General features: G+C 43.6%; 16 protein-coding genes. 9 read left to right on the forward strand and 7 right to left on the reverse strand.

Annotated elements, in window-relative coordinates; all coding sequences use genetic code 11:
* Positions 1 to 101 precede the first annotated feature (101 nt).
* Both ccoS and ACS8E3_RS03215 read left to right on the forward strand, forming a co-directional pair.
* The gene (gene ccoS / locus ACS8E3_RS03210) at positions 102 to 350 is read left to right on the forward strand and encodes a cbb3-type cytochrome oxidase assembly protein CcoS (RefSeq protein WP_439241345.1); all 249 of its coding nucleotides are present in this window, start codon (positions 102 to 104) and stop codon (positions 348 to 350) included.
* A gap of 60 nt (positions 351 to 410) precedes the next feature.
* A complete protein-coding gene (locus ACS8E3_RS03215) occupies positions 411 to 1,220 on the forward strand; it encodes a sulfite exporter TauE/SafE family protein (protein ID WP_439241161.1) in 810 nt (269 codons plus the stop codon).
* Between the two features lie 131 nt (positions 1,221 to 1,351).
* Here the strand turns inward: ACS8E3_RS03215 and ACS8E3_RS03220 are convergent, their stop codons facing one another.
* Positions 1,352 to 2,506, reverse strand: coding sequence for a DEAD/DEAH box helicase (locus ACS8E3_RS03220; protein ID WP_439241163.1), 1,155 nt, complete (start codon positions 2,504 to 2,506; stop codon positions 1,352 to 1,354).
* Between the two features lie 287 nt (positions 2,507 to 2,793).
* The gene (locus ACS8E3_RS03225) at positions 2,794 to 3,009 is read right to left on the reverse strand and encodes a cold-shock protein (RefSeq protein WP_025646588.1); all 216 of its coding nucleotides are present in this window, start codon (positions 3,007 to 3,009) and stop codon (positions 2,794 to 2,796) included.
* Positions 3,010 to 3,413: 404 nt separating this feature from the next.
* Between ACS8E3_RS03225 and aroQ the strand changes: the two genes are divergently transcribed.
* Both aroQ and ACS8E3_RS03235 read left to right on the forward strand, forming a co-directional pair.
* Positions 3,414 to 3,902, forward strand: a complete 489-nt coding sequence (gene aroQ / locus ACS8E3_RS03230; protein ID WP_439241165.1) for a type II 3-dehydroquinate dehydratase — start codon at positions 3,414 to 3,416, stop codon at positions 3,900 to 3,902.
* 114 nt (positions 3,903 to 4,016) lie between these two features.
* Complete coding sequence (locus ACS8E3_RS03235) at positions 4,017 to 5,405, forward strand: ABC1 kinase family protein (RefSeq protein ID WP_439241167.1); 1,389 nt, start codon at positions 4,017 to 4,019, stop codon at positions 5,403 to 5,405.
* A 41-nt stretch (positions 5,406 to 5,446) separates the two neighbouring features.
* Here ACS8E3_RS03235 and ACS8E3_RS03240 read toward each other — a convergent pair whose 3' ends face one another.
* Positions 5,447 to 6,277: an ion transporter gene (locus ACS8E3_RS03240; RefSeq protein ID WP_439241169.1), complete on the reverse strand. Its 831-nt coding sequence runs from the start codon at positions 6,275 to 6,277 to the stop codon at positions 5,447 to 5,449.
* Between the two features lie 228 nt (positions 6,278 to 6,505).
* On the opposite strand from ACS8E3_RS03240, the gene ACS8E3_RS03245 reads away from it, so the two are divergent.
* On the forward strand, positions 6,506 to 7,258 hold the full coding sequence (locus tag ACS8E3_RS03245) for a YebC/PmpR family DNA-binding transcriptional regulator (protein WP_439241171.1): 753 nt from the start codon (positions 6,506 to 6,508) through the stop codon (positions 7,256 to 7,258).
* 82 nt (positions 7,259 to 7,340) lie between these two features.
* Here the strand turns inward: ACS8E3_RS03245 and ACS8E3_RS03250 are convergent, their stop codons facing one another.
* Together ACS8E3_RS03250 and ftsY are read right to left on the reverse strand one after the other, a co-directional pair.
* Positions 7,341 to 7,928, reverse strand: coding sequence for a methylated-DNA--[protein]-cysteine S-methyltransferase (locus ACS8E3_RS03250; RefSeq protein ID WP_439241173.1), 588 nt, complete (start codon positions 7,926 to 7,928; stop codon positions 7,341 to 7,343).
* A gap of 50 nt (positions 7,929 to 7,978) precedes the next feature.
* Entirely contained in the window at positions 7,979 to 8,890 is a 912-nt protein-coding gene (gene ftsY / locus ACS8E3_RS03255; protein WP_439241347.1) for a signal recognition particle-docking protein FtsY, read from the reverse strand.
* A gap of 883 nt (positions 8,891 to 9,773) precedes the next feature.
* On the opposite strand from ftsY, the gene ACS8E3_RS03260 reads away from it, so the two are divergent.
* From ACS8E3_RS03260 to ACS8E3_RS03270, 3 genes are read left to right on the forward strand one after another with little or no spacing between them, the layout of a single operon-like run.
* Positions 9,774 to 9,965 carry a hypothetical protein gene (locus ACS8E3_RS03260; RefSeq protein ID WP_439241175.1) on the forward strand — a complete coding sequence of 64 codons (192 nt, stop codon included), beginning with the start codon at positions 9,774 to 9,776 and terminating at the stop codon, positions 9,963 to 9,965.
* Between the two features lie 56 nt (positions 9,966 to 10,021).
* Positions 10,022 to 11,527, forward strand: a complete 1,506-nt coding sequence (locus ACS8E3_RS03265) for a M16 family metallopeptidase (RefSeq protein ID WP_439241177.1) — start codon at positions 10,022 to 10,024, stop codon at positions 11,525 to 11,527.
* Between the two features lie 46 nt (positions 11,528 to 11,573).
* Positions 11,574 to 13,118 carry a M16 family metallopeptidase gene (locus ACS8E3_RS03270; protein ID WP_439241179.1) on the forward strand — a complete coding sequence of 515 codons (1,545 nt, stop codon included), beginning with the start codon at positions 11,574 to 11,576 and terminating at the stop codon, positions 13,116 to 13,118.
* A gap of 123 nt (positions 13,119 to 13,241) precedes the next feature.
* On the opposite strand, the gene ACS8E3_RS03275 is transcribed toward ACS8E3_RS03270, so the two are convergent.
* Together ACS8E3_RS03275 and ACS8E3_RS03280 are read right to left on the reverse strand one after the other, a co-directional pair.
* The gene (locus ACS8E3_RS03275; protein ID WP_439241181.1) at positions 13,242 to 13,796 is read right to left on the reverse strand and encodes a hypothetical protein; all 555 of its coding nucleotides are present in this window, start codon (positions 13,794 to 13,796) and stop codon (positions 13,242 to 13,244) included.
* Positions 13,797 to 14,028: 232 nt separating this feature from the next.
* Positions 14,029 to 14,958 (reverse strand): D-Ala-D-Ala carboxypeptidase family metallohydrolase, encoded by a 930-nt coding sequence (locus ACS8E3_RS03280; RefSeq protein ID WP_439241183.1) that lies wholly within the window; start codon positions 14,956 to 14,958, stop codon positions 14,029 to 14,031.
* 308 nt (positions 14,959 to 15,266) lie between these two features.
* Here ACS8E3_RS03280 and rodA point away from each other — a divergent pair, with 308 nt between their 5' ends.
* Complete coding sequence (gene rodA, locus ACS8E3_RS03285; RefSeq protein ID WP_439241185.1) at positions 15,267 to 16,409, forward strand: rod shape-determining protein RodA; 1,143 nt, start codon at positions 15,267 to 15,269, stop codon at positions 16,407 to 16,409.
* Positions 16,410 to 16,996: the final 587 nt, after the last annotated feature.

A 16,996-nucleotide genomic window follows, 5' to 3' on the forward strand; every position in this document is an offset into this window, starting at 1 on the left:
AAAACAGCATTATAAGCCTAACGCGTTCAACTGATTAAGCGTTATTAAGCGTATAATAGCAGCTGAGAAATATTTTTAGAGTTATCCCTTAGAGGTTCATGATGCTCAGTATCTTTTTATTGATTCCCTTGAGTTTAATGCTATTTGTCGTCGCCATTTGGGCGGTGCGTTATGCGGTCAAATCCAATCAATTCGAGGATTTAGATAACGCCTCTCAGCGTATTATCTTAGAAGATCGTCAAGAGCGTCGTCAGGTGATTCAAGCCCATGAAGAGGTTACGAATAAACCATCTGATGCCGCTGATACTAATATCAATAATAACAAAGATAGTCAGCACCCTGATTTCTAATTTTCATTTATCCTTAGATTCAAGACTAATAGTGCTATTGTTTGGTAGGAGAGGTTTTTTATGACCACAGCTTTACTCGTTGCGGCATTATTTATGGGTTTTTTTGGTTCTCCGCACTGCTTAGGCATGTGTGGAGGTTTGGTCGCCGCTTTTAGTCTATCGATGAAGGATGTCAGCCCCGCCAAACGCCGCGCCTTAATCGCTACTTATCATGTTGGGCGCCTGACCAGTTATGCAGTATTAGGTTTAGTCGCCGGACTGGTTGGTACTACCGTACTGGCCCCTTTAATGATGGGCAATAGCATGCCACGTATTTTATTGGGGCTAGTTTTGGTGTTTGTCGGCGCTACTATGCTTGGCTTGCCATTTTTGACCAAGCTTGAGCGCGTTGGTATGCGCTTTTGGCAATTTTTAAGTCCAATACGCCAAAAAGTATTTCCGCTCAATACTTATCCACGCGCCTTGGCAGCGGGACTATTGTGGGGGTACTTACCCTGCGGCTTAGTCTATGGTGCCCTCTTAATCGCTGTCGTCGCCCATGACCCCCTTAGCGGTGCCGCCTTAATGTTCGTATTTGGTTTAGGCACCATCCCGATGTTGGTTGCGACTCACGAGACAGTGAGCTGGCTACGTAGTCAAATCGGCCGCTTGCGTTTACGCCAATTCAATGGCGCTATTATGGTGCTCTCGGGCTTAGCCGTCGTTTTTGTCCCTATAGTTATGGCGAGTATGCATACCGGTCATGGAGATACTCATGGCGACGCCCATATGACTCAAGAGAGCTCTAGTTCTATGATATCCAACCTTAACAATAGCCATCAAAATATGAGTGATAGCGGTCATAGTATGCATAATATGGATAGCCAGTAAGCATTAACTAATGAATTAAGCTAAGCATTGAAACTTAGCCCTTGTTAAATATATAAAAAAACCTTCTACAAACGATTCTTGTAGAAGGTTTTTAGTTTAGGCTTTAGATTAAGAGCCCAAAGCTTGCCCTATTACTGTTGCCACTGCTCAAGATTAAACTTAGTATCTAAGTGCTTCTCTAACGCGGGCAAATTAAATGCGTCATCTTCACTCACAAAGCTGATGCTAATTCCCGTTTGTCCGGCGCGTCCGGTACGGCCAATACGATGCACATAATCATCTGGTTGATCGGGCAAAGTATAGTTGACCACATGACTGATATCATCAACATGGATGCCGCGTCCTGCGACATCAGTCGCAACCAAAATTGAGGCATGGCCGTCTTTAAAGCGCTGCAAATACTTCTCGCGTTTTTGTTGGATCACATCACCCGATAGCATGACGACTTTGTGGGATTGACGCAGCTTATGATATAGACGCTTCACTTGATCTTTACGATTAGCAAAGACTATCACTTTATCAACGCTGTTATCTGCAATAATACCCTGCAAAGCGGCCAGCTTTTGCTCTTCAGTCAAGAGGTAAAAATGCTGATCAACCAGCTCGCTAGTTTTGTGCTCAGGCTCAATCTCTACAAACTGCGGCTCATGTAGCCAGCGATAGGCTAGATTCATCACGTCTTGATTGAAAGTCGCTGAAAATAATAAACTTTGACGATCGCTATTAGCCGGCATCCGGCCGACTAGTCGCTTGATATCAGGGATAAAGCCCATATCGAGCATACGATCGGCTTCATCTAACACTAATACCTCTACCCGATCCAAATAAACCATACCTTTATGCATCAGATCAATCAGCCGTCCGGGGGTGGCAATTAATATATCGATATACTTACGTTCAAGCTCGTGCTGCTGAGCATCATAGCTAGTACCACCCATGATACAAACGCTATGCAAGTCAGTGTATTTGGTCAGCTCAACACAGTCATCAAATATCTGCTGCGCAAGTTCTCGCGTCGGGGCCATGACAACCGCCCGCGGCTCCCCAAGATAACGCTCCTCATCATCACCAAAAGGTCGATTAAGCAGCGCTTCTATAATGGTAATCAAAAACGTTGCCGTCTTGCCAGTACCAGTTTGTGCCTGACCGATAGCGTCTTGATGCGCTAAAGTATGAGGCAATATTTGCGCTTGAATAGCGGTAAGTTCGGTAAAGCCTAAATCTTTAATCGCGCGTAAGGTCGGCGCCGATAATGGTAAGTCTTTAAAAGTGGTAAAATTACTCAAAAAATCATCCTTATAGGTGAAGCGTCTTTTTATTAAAACGCCTACAGCCAATACTAGTCAACACTACGATTACTTTGAAAGTAATGATAGCGTTTGCTAGCGTTAATGCAAAGCAAAAGCAAGTATCCTAGCTATAACACACAAAAAAGCCAAACCTAGTGGCTCATCTTTACCTGTACCTGTATACGATAATACATACAATACTGGCTAGATGAGACAGGTTTGACTCGATAGTATAGCGTAGTTGCTACAAATATTATGACAAAATGCCATAACGTCTGCAGCGACTACTCTTCTAGTTTTCTAACTTCTTCAGCTTGTAGGCCTTTTTCACCCTCAACTACACTGAACTCTACTTTTTCACCATCTTTCAAGGAACGATAACCATCACCTTGAATCGCGCGGAAATGGACAAAGATGTCCTCGCCGCCATCACGTTGAATGAAACCAAACCCTTTTGAGTCATTAAACCACTTAACGATACCTTGCTCACGAGCTGACATAATAAAACTTCCTAAACAGTGCGCTTAGCCCCAAATTCCTTTGCAACATTGCATATAAACGGGTACTAAGATAATGATATTAGAATTACAGACCCATTAGTTTGTATCAGATAGCTATAAAGATACGCAGTAATGGTAGGCAGGCGACGAAAATTACTATTGAACTCACCAGTAATAAATTTGTAACCTATGTTGCTTGAAAATATCATAGCACGGGTTTTTAGTAACTTAAAGACTTTTAGCATGATTTTTGCGGGTTGAAGACTTTTTTAATAAATTTTTAGAATAATCACCTAAACTGTTATTATAATTGGCTACTAGCAAGTAAGATTTCGGTAGCTGCTATTTTTCATCCTGTAATATTTACTTATTATCATTGTCTATTTTAATTTACCGAGGCCATTATGAATGCATCTACTTATAACCATAAGCTACTAGTAGTGAATGGCGTCAATCTAAACTTATTAGGCAAACGTGAGCCTGAGATATACGGCCATACCACTTTGGCTGATATCGAGTCTCGCCTACAGTCGCAAGCGGCAAAACATCGTATTGAGCTTATCTGTATTCAGTCCAATCACGAAGGACAATTAATCGATGAGATTCAGCACTATGGTTTATTAGCGGATATGGCAGCGCAAGTCGATGCTATCATTATCAATCCTGGCGCCTTTACTCATACTTCAGTGGCGCTCCGCGATGCCTTACTCGCCACTAAAAAGCCTTTTATCGAAGTGCATTTATCCAATGTTCATAGCCGTGAGCCGTTTCGTCAGCACTCTTATCTGAGCGATATCGCAACTGGTGTCATCTGCGGGCTTGGGCATTTAGGCTATCAGATGGCGCTAGAGTATTGGCTAGAACACTTATATCAAGCAAACTTGAAGGAGTAAGCAAAAAGCTTTAAGCCTAAACTCTTGTGGTTAATATAACTAAGGTCGCTTGATTAAAATAAAAACGCCTTAATAAAAAGGTAATGACTCAACACTCGATAGATGGTGATATGAATGGCAAAAACGTCCGGAAAACGCTTTATGAAGCTTGCAGGTATGACCGCGAGCATTGCAGGCAAAGCCGCTAAAAATTCTTTAAAGCACTTATCTAGCGACGAAGAAAAGCGCTTACAAGCGCGCTCAGAGCTGATGCAAGATGTCGGTATTCAGATCGCTGAAACGCTAGGCGAGATGAAAGGTGCGGTGATGAAAGTGGGTCAAATCGCCTCACAATATAAAGATGTTTTTCCGCCGGAAGTCGCGGCGGCGCTTGAAAAGCTACAAAAAGATGCGCCACCTATGCCCTACTCGCAGATACGCTCGCAAGTAGAGCGCGAACTAAAAGCGCCTATCGATGAGCTATTTGCGGATTTTATAGAGACGCCTTTTGCCGCCGCTTCTATCGGTCAAGTACACAAAGCGACTTTGCCTTCCGGTCAAAATGTAGTAGTTAAAGTCCAATACCCGAATGTCGATGAGAACTGCGATAGCGACCTAAAACAGGTGCGTATGGCGCTAAAAATCGCTGGCGTTCTCAATATGAGTCGCGAGCTGCAAAATCAGTTATTCGATGAGATTCGTAAGAGCTTATACGACGAACTTGATTATATTAAAGAAGCAGGCAACCTAAGAGTATTTGGTGCGTTTCATGCTAACGATGCCGGGCTTATCATTCCCAAAGTGATTGGCAGTCACTCCTCAAAGCGTATTCTGACTTTGACTGAAGAGATGGGCGAGAGCTTAGCGACGGCTAGTACTTGGGATAACGAGATTAAACAAAAAATCGCTGAGCGTTTGTTTCATTTTAGCGCTGGACAGCTTTTTAGCTTATACCGGATGCACTGTGACCCGCATCCAGGCAACTTTGCGTTTCGCCCTGATGGCAGCGTCATTGCTTATGATTTCGGCGGTATCCGTAGTTATAGCGACAATGAAGTACAGCTGTTTCGCCGCTTTGCTCAGCATGCCGTGCGCAGCGATGTTACCGCGCTTGAACAAGACCTTATTGCGCTAGGCATACGTCGTAACGATGATACTGATATTCCAGGGGAGTTTTATAAACAGTGGCTAGCTATCGGTCTTAAACCTTTATCTATTGTCCCTTATCAACACGGCTCATTTGACTTTGCTAATAGTCAAGTCCATCACGAAGCGATCACTCAAATGCGTACTTCTTTGAAGTATTTTAGCCAGTTCCAGCCCTCAGCGACTACGATGATGCTTGATCGTACGGTGTCGGGACAGTACTGGAATTTAGTTAACCTTGGGGTGGAGATTGATTTGTCGCCTTTGGTTGATGAGTATCTAGAAGCCGCCGGACCAGAATCCCGATCGGCTAACCTAGCCAAAGCAGAGTCAACAGCGACAAAATCGCCTCAGCTTACTGAGAGTCAAGACCAGTAGGCTTTGGCAATAACCCTGCTACCAACCACTCCGATACCAGATTAGACATGTAACGCGTGACCACAACGATCACAGTATTCAGCCCCTACCGCATGGCCGAATTTACCACAGTTCGGACAAGTAATGGGGTTGAGCTGGGGACGCATATTACGCGCCAACTCTGCGGTAAAAATACCCGTAGGTACGGCAATAATTGCATAACCGGTAATCATCACCATAGATGCAATCGCCTGCCCAATCGGCGTTTTGGGTGACATATCACCATAACCAGTAGTCGTTACTGTCACTACCGCCCAATAGATCGAGAGTGGGATACTAGTAAAGCCGTTTTCCGGACCTTCCACCACGTATACCACCGAACCAAAAATGGTCACGAGCAGTACTAAAGATAAAAAGAAGACGGTAATCTTTTGCTGACTGGTTTTCAGTGCTGAGGCCAAAAAGCCCGCTTGCTGCATATAAGCTTTGAGCTTGAGCACCCGAAATACGCGTAAGATCCGCAAAATCCGGATTACTAACAGATACTGCACGCCCACAAACAGTAAGCTTAAATAGCTTGGGAGTACCGATAGTAAATCAACGATACCAAAAAAGCTAAAGACGTATCGAAAGCGGTTAGGCGCTGAAAATAAACGCAGCAAATACTCAATGGTAAATAAAATAGTAAAAAACCATTCAGCATAAAAAAACAAAGTGCCATATTGCAAACGCATATAAAGCACACTATCTAACATCACCACGGCTACACTGGTCAAAATGGCAATCAGTAACACGATATCAAAAAGCTTACCCAAGCGCGTATCGGTGCCCTCGATGATGACATGAATACGATTACGCATATGAGTGATAGCTTCAGCGGTTGGTTGCTTCATAGAGTTTAGGGCTTAAGTAGGAAGGTGATTCTGATAAATAGGCTCAGTCGCCATAGGGGAGTTTTGTCAAAATAGCCATAAGTGGTTTATAATACTGCTCATTCACTAAGGCTAATTTGCGTACTAACCCGCAGTCAGGTTGTCACAGTGTAGCAAAAAATAGCTTTTAACAATATACAAATCGCACACTTAGACATCAGCCGTTTAGGTAAACTTTAAGGATGTAATATGGCAGGTCATTCAAAATGGTCCAACATTAAACACAAAAAAGCCCGTCAAGATGCGGTAAAAGGTAAAATATTTACTAAAGTCATCCGTGAAATTGTTTCAGCTGCCAAGCAAGGCGATGCCGATCCTGATAAGAACCCACGTTTGCGCGCCGCTGTCGAAAAAGCGCTTTCTGTCAATATGACCCGCGACACTATCAATCGTGCTGTCGATCGCGGCGCCGGCGGCGGCGACAACGAAAACATGGAAGAAGTCAGCTATGAAGGCTACGGTGTCGGCGGCGTAGCGGTATTAGTAGAAACCATGACGGATAATCTCAATCGTACGGTCAGCGAAGTCCGTCATGCTTTTACTAAGTTTGATGGTAATTTGGGAACGACCGGTTCCGTCGCTTATCTTTTTACCAAACGCGGCGAGATTCGCTTCGATGATGTTAGCCTTGAGGATGAAGTGCTGCTCGCCGCCCTTGACGCTGGCGCGCTCGATGTTGAGAATGATGGCGAGTCGCTGATAGTCATTACCGAATGGGAAAACTTCGGTCAAGTCAAAGACGCGCTCAATCAAGCGGGCCTAGTCTCTGACAATGCTGAGGTCACTATGGCTCCCTCAACCAGTGCTGAGATTGACAATATCGATGATGCCGAAAAAGTGATGAAAATGATCGATATGCTGGAGGACATCGACGACGTGCAAGAAGTGTATAGCAATGTGCACATCTCAGATGACGTAATGGCGCAGTTAGAAGCAGAATAACTAAGTTTGGTGAGACTCTATCAGTTTAGTTAAACACTAATCGTTATAAAGGCTAAACGTGGTACACGTTTAGCCTTTATTTTTAAAACTTACATTTCACGCCTTCAAGTGCTAGCAGATACTCTTTTTTATCTAGACCACCAGTATAGCCGCCAAGTTTACCATCGCTAGCAATCACTCGGTGACAAGGAATAACAAGGCTAAAAGGATTGTTACCGTTGGCATTGGCGACTGCCCGAAAAGCTTTGGGGTTACCGATGCGGCGAGCTAAAGTGGCATAGCTTATGGTTTCGCCATGCTTGATCTTTTGTAGCGCTTGCCAGACTTGCTGCTGAAATTCAGTTCCTAGTGTCAAATCAAGTGGTAAGTCAAAATCTTGTCTTTCTTCTAACGCATACTCATTGATTTGTTTGATGGCCTTAATCAACAGTGCTTGTGCAGGATCGTCTATGCTTAGGCTATTTTTTTCAATAAACTTAAAGTCGCTATCTGCCAGTTGATAGTGTTTTTTGAGCTTGGTAAATGATTTTGAGTCCGTCCACCACTTATCTTGCGATAGCCAGTTGACTTGCACAAGCCTGGGCTCATCTTTGTCAGCTGAGCTGATATTACTTTCAGTGACCATCAAAACGAGCATATAAGTTTGTAACTTGGTCGTGGTGACTAACATCATTATTCCTTATTCTCAAAAACTAATGTTTAAACCCTAAGCACTAGCCTCTACTCTTTATCATCCGTCTCAAATAATGCTGCGACGAACTGTTTAGGACTAAAGGCACGCAAGTCATCAATAGACTCGCCAACACCAATATAGCGAATAGGAACCTCAGTGGTCTCGGCGATATTGAAGACCACCCCGCCCTTAGCAGTACCGTCCAGCTTAGTAACCGTAATGCCAGTCAGCGGCACTACTTTATTAAATAACTCGACTTGATTGATCGCGTTTTGACCAGTACCGGCATCGAGTACGATCATGCCTTCGTGCGGTGCTGTCTCATCCGCTTTACGCATGACCCTGACTACTTTTTCAAGCTCGCTCATCAGATGGGTTTTGTTTTGCAAGCGCCCAGCGGTATCGGCAATCAGTACATCGATGTTTTTTGCCTTAGCCGATTGCATCGCATCAAAGATAACCGAGGCACTATCAGAGCCATGGCCTTGCGCCACAACGGGAATGCTATTGCGCTCACCCCAAATTTGTAGCTGCTCAGTCGCCGCCGCCCGAAACGTATCCCCAGCGGCGAGCATTACTGATTTGCCTTCACCTTGCAGACGTTTGGCAAGCTTACCTATAGTCGTGGTTTTACCAACCCCATTGACCCCGACGACCAAGATCACGAAGGGTTTTTTGCTGGTATCAATCACCAAAGGCGCAACTTTCGGCGTTAAAATATCGACCAGCTCGCTTTGTAGGGCTTTATAGAGAGAATGCGCGTAAATCAAATCGCCACGAGCGGTCTGCTCGGTTAAGCTTTTGATAATACGGTTAGTGGCATTTACCCCAATATCCGCAACAAGCAGCTGATCTTCTACCTCCTCTAGCAGCTCATCGTCAATCTCTTTGCCACCGATAAGAATACTAACCATACCCTCGGCTAGATTCTTTCGCGACTTGCTCAGACCTGACTTCATCCGGTTGAACCAACTGCCTTTTTGACGACCTTTAGGCTCAGTAGAATCAGTGGTTTGTAGATCGTCTTGCGCTGTGGGCCTGGCGCTTGGCTCTGAATGAGTACTCTCTTTTCTAGCATTTGCGGCCTTCCCTAACTGCGCTTGCAAGGGCATTTTTGGAACGTCAACCTTAGAGGCATCAGAGTGAGGTGAGTCATTATGAGCTATGTCTTTATTAGCTACTTTTTCACTAGCCGCTACTTCGGCGGACTGGTTTGACGATTCGCTGTCGGCTTCAGGCGACAAAATAGGTGAACCTAAGGCTATATTACCCACTTGAATAGCATTGGTGGCTTTATCTGAAGCGCTCTCAACATCCTCATTGATAGGCTCATTAGGAGAGGTATTCTCGGTCTGTTCCTCATCAACGATAGCTACCGATTGCGTCGGCAAACTGGGTAAGGTAATATCATCGTCATCTAAATTATCTAGATCACCATCTAGATTGATAACCACACGATTGGGATTGTCAGCATTATTCATAAGTTTGCCCTAAAATTGATCAAAGTATTATTTAATTTTTAATGAATTGCATTTTTATAAAAACGTTATAACTAGCAGCATCTAAACGTCAGAAGTATTTATCTTAGTTTAGCATAATTCGGCGCTGGCTCATTAATGGTAGTTATCTATGCTTATAAAAAACAGATAGACTTTATGGAGTCTAATGAGACGTCATAGCAAATATGATAATAGCGGCAACCTCATTCAATAAAGAGCTATGCAAGCTTAGCTTAAGGTTTAGACACAAAACTCTGACCTCAGTTTAAATAAGTTTCGCCTATCCTTAGTCTCTGATTTATTTATTGCCTTTATGTTCAGGCTTTTATTATTAGGAACGCTCATGTCATCTACTTTATCAACTCAAAAACGCAATAAAAAACTTCAGCCGAAAACTACTGCTTCTAAGACAGTCGTGACCAGTAGTTTAGCTATAGTTATCGCGGTATTCGCTTTGGCGACTAGTGGTTGTAACACCACGCAGGACTTTAAACCTACCGCTAGCGTGATGGTTGGTGGACATAAGTCTATTTAATTAACTAGCATCTTTGTGTTAGAGCTTATTTATCGTTTTTAAACTTTGAGAATACTATGCTTGCTAAGCGTCACAACTTTTCACCAAAACCGTCTCGTTTATTATGGCGTACCGTTTTTACCTTGAGCTTGTCAGCCACGCTTGCCGCTTGTCAGTCTACAACAATGACTGCAACTTCATCAGGGCAAGCCGCTACCCCATCAGTTATGGCTAGCGAGACGGCTAATAGCGCCTCTGATCTGCAAATGGATCTCTCAGGCCGTCATGAGTATCTATTAGATAACGGTCTTAAAGTCATTATTAAAGAAGATCATCGCGCTCCTGTCGCTATGACCCAGATCTGGTACCGCGTCGGCTCAGCAGATGAACCGGTGGATAAAGGCGGTATCTCGCATTTGCTTGAGCATATGATGTTCAAAGGCACCGCTGACGTCTCAAGCGATGACTATGAGCGCCTAATCGCTAAGTTTGGTGGCTCGAACAACGCCTTTACTAGCTACGATTACACTGGCTATTACGAGCTATTTCCGGCCAATCGTTTGCCGCTAGCATTAGAGCTTGAAGCAGATCGCATGACAAATTTGTTGTTCAATGAAGAGGAGTTTACTAAAGAGCATCAAGTAGTCATGGAGGAGCGCCGCCAACGCACTGACGATAATCCGCTAGCCAAAGCTTATGAGTCATTTCGTCTACTCGCCTTACCTGATAGCCCTAAAGGCGAGTCAGTGATTGGTCCTATGGCTGAGCTTGAATCTATCAAGCTTGATGAACTCAAAGACTGGTACCAAGCTTGGTATGCTCCTAATAATGCTACGTTAGTCATCGTAGGAGACGTGCAGCCCGAAGCGGTGTTGTCACAAGTCAAACGCTACTTTGGCCAGCTTAAGGCAAGCCAGCTACCTGAGCGTCCGGCGGTGCAGCAACGAGGCTTTCGCGGCTATCAACAAGTCGACTCAGTACAAGCGGTACAAGTGCCAGTATTACTAATGGGCTATAACGTGCCTAGTCTGCTGACCGTTGGTTCAGGTAATGAAAACCAAGCTTACGCTTTATCGTTAGCGCAAGACGTGCTAGATGGCGGACTCTCTGCCAGGCTTGAGAGCAGATTAATACGTGAGCAAAATCTACTTACTAGCGTCGGTACTTCTTATGATTTGTTTGATCGCGGCGATGGTCTGTTTCTTATTCAAGCGACCCCGCGCGAAGGCGTCAGCTTAGAGGAAGCTCAGCAAGCTATCACCAATGAGATCGATAAGCTGATGAGTGAAACTATTAAGGCTGATGAGATTGCACGGGCAAAAACCAATACCGTGACCGGTCTCATCTACGCGCAAGACAGCATGGCAGGGCAAGCGCGTATGATTGGCTCGCTACAGACGATTGGTCTCGACGATAGGCTACTTGCCACTCTACCAGCTAAGCTCGATGAAGTTTCTGTAGCTGATATTAAGGCCGTCAGTCAAAAGTATCTCGTCAAAGATAATTTAACCGTTATGCATATCGTACCGCCTAACAGCACAGACAATACTAGTACTAATAATGCGATCAAAAAGCATAATTAATTAGAACACTGCTACTCAAATATCTACTACAAATAAGAAACAAGCTATGAATAATAAATCGTCATTGGTCACCAAGACAACTACTGCTAAGGCTACTCAAAGCTCCTTACTCGCCGCTTTAACCAGTAGCCTCCTGTTAGGACTAGCTGTTTTTTCCAATCCTGCTTTTGCCGATGCTAGTATGGTTGAAGAGTATAAAGGTTCGGCTACGAATGTTGACAGCAGTGCACCTATTGCCGCGCTATCAAAACTCAATAGCCTTGATAACGTCGCTCCTTTAAAAATGACTGTTCCTGATATTGAGCATTTCAAGACTAGCGCTGGCGTTCCAGTCTCCTTCGTCCGTACTACCGCACTACCTATCGTCGATATCGATTTGCGTTTCAATGCGGGTAGCGCCCGTGATGGTAGTATTCGTGAGCAAGGTTTTGGTATCGCTAACATGACCGCCACTATGCTCACGCAAGGCACCGAAACAAGGGACGAAGATGACTTCACTCGCGCGGTGGAGACTTTAGGTATTACTCTAAATAGTAGCGCTTATAAGGATATGTTTATCGTCTCGCTCAGAAGTTTGTCTGATGATGAGCATTTACTACCCGCCATCGACTTGATGACTCAGATTCTTACTCAACCTACTTTTGACGAGCAAATATTGGCACGCAATAAAGCCAGACTCCTAGTCGGTCTACAGCAACAAAAACAAGATCCAGGTAGCCTTGCCAGTCTCGCTTTTAACAAGACTCTATATGGCACGCACCCTTACGCTCACCCCTCCTCTGGTACCCTTGACACCGTGCCGACTATCAACCAAAAAGACTTGCGAGATTTTCAGGATCGCTATTTAGTCGCGAATAATGCTTCTCTTGCGATGACTGGTAATTTGACATTGACTCAAGCGAAGCGGCTGGCAAATAACATTACCAATAATTTACCAAAAGGCAAAACGGCGGCGATATTACCTGAGCCTAAACCCTTAACGCAGTCGCAAAATATTCATATTGATTTTCCCAGTACGCAGACGACTGTCTTGATGGGGCAACTAGGTACAAAGCGTGCCACTGATCCTATTGCCCAGCAGCAACAGACGAACTTCGCCGTAGGTAATGATGTCCTAGCAGGCGGGGATTTCAATGCTAGGCTAATGACTGAGATTCGCCAAAACTTGGGCTACACTTATGGCATCTCAGGTTCGATGAATCCAATGCTTGCGCGCGGTCCCTATCAGATTGGATTTTCAACCCGCAATGATAAAGCCCGCGCAGCCATCGATGCCAGCTTAGGCGTGATTAACAACACTTTAGAGAAAGGCATTACTAAGGATGAGATACTTCTCACGACCGATAATCTAAAAAACAGCTTCCCTATGAGCTTTGCCAGTAATGCGGGAATCAATGGCTTACTTGGAATGATGAATTTTTATAAATTACCTGACAGCTATCTGAGTGATTATATGAGCCGTATTAATAGCGTCAAGCTAGCAGAAGTCAATGAGACGATGCGTAGCACACTAGATACCGATAAGTTTTTGATTGTGACTGTAGGGGCGGATGATCCTTGGCAGGATAAAGGCGATAGCGTTAAAGAGTAAAATGTGAAAAAAAAGATAGGCAAATAATAGTCACTAAACAATAGATGGCAAGCCTCATTGTTATCGATCGATAGCTCTTCTTGCTAGTTTTATGACTACTAATTTTATTACTAAAAAGACACCTTATTCTTTGATTGTTATCGTTACGTCATAACTGAAATGCTCAGGCTTATAGCCTGCGCCATTATAAGCCAGGCGTATCACATGCTTATCATAAGACTTCACTTCGTAGTCACCATTGGCAAAATTATAAGTCTTTGGAGTAATTAATAACGCTTCAATCTGATTATTGTTGAGACTAATCGCGATACGCTCACCTACTCTAGGGTATAATAAATAATCGCAGCTGTTATTTACCATAATTTCAGCCTTGCGTTCGATAACGGTATTATCTATCTCTTTTTGCACGAGCTTTGGACATAGATGCGATTGCTGAGAAGCAACGCGAGCATACGAGTTGACAATTTTATCTTCAATATCAGATTGGACTTGCTCGCTTGGTACGGCTTGTTTGTCTGTGATAGGCAAATTGGAATTCTCGGGAGTACAAGCAGCGATAAAGAGCAAGCCTGCACTGACTGCCAGAGCCAAAGATATCAGACGTTTCTTTGCTAACCCTAACGGATTACTTTGAGCCGAAAAGCTATTCGCTACTCGAGGCAATTTTTGATCTGGCACTTTTATACCCTTTGCGTTTTTAGCCTCTTTGAGCGCTTTAACCTTAAGATAAACTATTTTATTGGTAGCTTTGATGTTTTGACAATACTGTTAATTGACAACAGAAGAAAAAACTCATCATCTCTGTTATCTTGCTATGCAAGCTAAGCATTAAAACATACTTTAGGCTTTTGTTAAGCGTTAATAAATGACTAATAGGTCTAAAAAGCAAACAATTATTCAGAATAGAGCGCTAGTAACGACAAGACGAGCTACTACTAGCATTACTAAACCCCCATTTGCGATAGCCTTGTGAGTCTAAATGCACCGCTCCTGTCGAATATAAGCCTAAGCCAAAGTCCATAGCTTGCCCTTGATATTGCCAGAACTGGCATAAGCTATCTTGCATACGGCTAAGCTGCCATAAGTCCCCATCATATTCAGGCACCCAGATATCGATCGCGCCGGCCGTCATATGCTTACTATTAGTAGCACCGCCTGCACAGGCATTGAGGTTAGGGCTGCGGTAGACGGAACGAATCTCGGTACTGGCTGGCAGCACTCCTTGATTTTTTAGCTGACTATATAAGCTTAGCGTCGGCACCATATTTGACCAAAGCTCCTGCGGCGGTAGCTGAAAAGGCTCATAACCACAGCGATCCCAACTGCGAGCAGTAGTCAGCAACTGTTCCATCGGCGGCACGTTTTGCGCCCCTAGCTGTGAGCTTAGATAACGCTGATAGTTGGCGACTTGCTGCGCGCGATAGCGATTACTATTTAACCAAGTATTAAAGTCCGTAGCGCTATCACCATAGTAGCTACTATTATTACTACTCGGGTTACTGTACTGAGTATTATAATGCGTATTGTAAGAGGTATTATAACGCGGTGAGCGGCTGGGCGTGATAGTGCGCTGACTCTCTTCGATAGATAGCTTGGCATCAAGATTATACTGCCGATTTTTTTGGGCAATAAGCCCTTGCATACTATCGCCTCTAATGACATTTGTATTTGCAGGGGTGATATAAACCTGATTATTAGTGGTACTACTGCCCTGACGCACTTGAATACGGCGCTCGCTACTGTCATTTAAGATAGCGGCATTCGCATAAATACTAGTCGTGCAAGTCAGCGTTATCAGCGACAATTTACTGAGAGCTGCAATATTTTTTTTGTTCATCATATTCAATCATTACCACTAAATATTTATCGAATTTATTAGGACACAGCGTTTGCCGCTATACTATCAAGTCAATATCGCCAGCAAGCGTTAGCAAAGAGTATTGAGTCTATTGCTGTAGTATAGTTTATGGATACTATCAAATTTTGAGTAAGCAGGCTAAAATATCGGCTGTCATAATAGGCAATAGCCGTGCTTTTAACATTTATCATCATAATTTTCATAATCACGTGACTTTTGCGTCTCCTCTATAGCTTAGCGTTATCAGTGGCGTCTTATAGACTTTTCTTTCTTCAGTATCGGCTTTATCTATGTCCTCTAATTTGCAATATCGTTTTTCACGTCAAAGCCATCACCTCGGCCAGCGGCATGAGCCTAACATTTGGCAGCGCATCCACATTGATCCTTGGCTGACCTTATTACTACTAGCGGTGTGTTGTATCGGTCTGACGATTCTTTATAGCGCTTCTACTCAGAATGTAGATATGGTCATGCGCCAGATGATCAGTTACGTGGTAGCTTTTGCTGTGATGATCACTATGGCGCAGATACCGCCGACTATATACCGTAGCTTTACTCCTATATTTTATGTATTAGGGCTATTTTTGTTAGTGCTAGTCGATATTATTGGCGAGGTCAGGATGGGGGCACAGCGCTGGATCAACTTACCCGGCTTTGGTAGCGTGCAACCTTCTGAATTTATGAAGCTTGGTATGCCAATGATGTGCGCTTGGTTTCTATCTAGACGTGAGCTGCCGCCTTCAATGACTAGCATTGCCGGAACGTTAGCCCTTATTGCTATCCCTGTTTTATTAATCGCCAAAGAGCCCGATCTAGGGACATCGCTGTTGGTCGCTGCTAGTGGTATTTTTGTGTTGTTTTTGGCGGGTCTGTCGTGGTGGATGATTGGCGGTGCTATCGCTTTATCCATACCGCTGGTGACTTTTGCTTGGTATTTTTTATTACATGACTATCAGCGCACGCGAGTTTTGACTTTGCTCAATCCAGATGCAGATGCCCAAGGCGCTGGATGGAATATCATTCAGTCGAAGACGGCTATCGGTTCGGGCGGTATCACGGGCAAAGGCTATTTAGATGGCACTCAATCGCATCTGCATTTCTTGCCTGAGGGTCATACAGACTTTATTATCGCGGCATTCTCAGAGGAGTTTGGCTTAGTCGGCGTCATGTTATTGATGTTTATTTATGCCTGTTTATTAAGCCGTGCTTTATTCATCGCTTTTACTCATCCTGATAGCTACAGTCGGCTATTGGCAGGGGCTATCGCTATGTCATTCTTTGTCTATGTGTTTGTCAACGTAGGCATGGTCGGCGGTATTTTGCCCGTGGTTGGTGTTCCGCTACCCTTTGTCAGCTATGGGGGCACGGCGATTGTCACTCTGATGGCAGGCTTCGGTCTGTTAATGTCTATCCATACGCATCGAGCTGTCTAGCGTTTTTTTACTTAGCAGCCTTTTTATAGTCATTCAATACCCTTATTTCTATAGCCTCATTGTCATATTAAAGTTTTCAAGACATGAATAACTTTATAAAGGAGACGCTTTGATTAGTTAACCTTAACTAATCATGTAATTTGAATAATACCGAAAGGTTTTTATACTTGTCATTACGATTTAATTGCGTTAACCTGTTTAAATCGTAATGTGGTACATAACTTATACAGAGCTGCTAAGCAACTTTTCATAAGTATATAATAAAGTCATAACTTGCCAGTATAGTCCGATGTTGATTATATTATTTGTTATTGAATTGTTTGTATAAAAACAAACTTACCCTACTTTTAAACTAATGGCCTTTATACCTGCTATTACTATAAGAACACAGTAGCAGCATCATTCTAGAAAGCCAGCGCGATTAAAGCCGATTTATGGCTCACTGATAACCCATTTAGGTTATTATTCTTTAATATTGTCGTGCTCAAGTTTTAGAGTATAAGCCAAAGAGGTATATATGAATAAGCGTCTATCTGGTTTACTTACAATGTCAGTAGTTCTGTTTACTGGCTCTGCTGTAATCTCTA

Source organism: Psychrobacter sp. 2Y5, from assembly GCF_051847375.1.
GTDB lineage: Bacteria > Pseudomonadota > Gammaproteobacteria > Pseudomonadales > Moraxellaceae > Psychrobacter.